This window comes from Pseudomonas sp. SID14000 (assembly GCF_002165135.1).
Classification (GTDB): Bacteria; Pseudomonadota; Gammaproteobacteria; order Pseudomonadales; family Pseudomonadaceae; genus Aquipseudomonas.
Map to the genome: position 1 here is coordinate 1 of NZ_NFZQ01000177.1, position 384 is coordinate 384.

Here is a 384-nt window from a genome sequence, read left to right on the forward strand (position 1 = left end):
TGCCTCTTTCCGCAGCACGGGCCCGGGAAGAAACATGAACGACCCATCACCCTGGAGCCCTGGCAGCAGCAGCTCGTGGACGCCCACCCCTGGGAGTTCGTGCGCGGCCTCTTCCATTCCGACGGGTGCCGCTTCACCAACTGGACGGAACGCACGCTGGCGAGCGGGGAACGCCGCCGGTACGAATACACGCGGTACTTCTTCACCAACCGCTCGGACGACATCCGCCGCCTCTACAGCGACACGCTGGCCGCGCTCGGCGACGAATGGGGCGTCCTGCGCCACTCGGGCAGGGAGCTCAACATCTCCGTAGCCCGCAAACCCTCCGTGGCTCTCATGGACGCCCACGTGGGGCCGAAGTATTGACCTGTCCCCAGCACCCCG

1 pseudogene is annotated in these 384 nt (G+C 66.9%); it reads left to right on the plus strand.

The annotated features are described in order from the left end of the window. A pseudogene (locus CAY82_RS27840) lies at positions 1-366 on the plus strand (hypothetical protein); the annotation flags it as partial. Between the last annotated feature and the right edge of the window lie 18 nt (positions 367-384).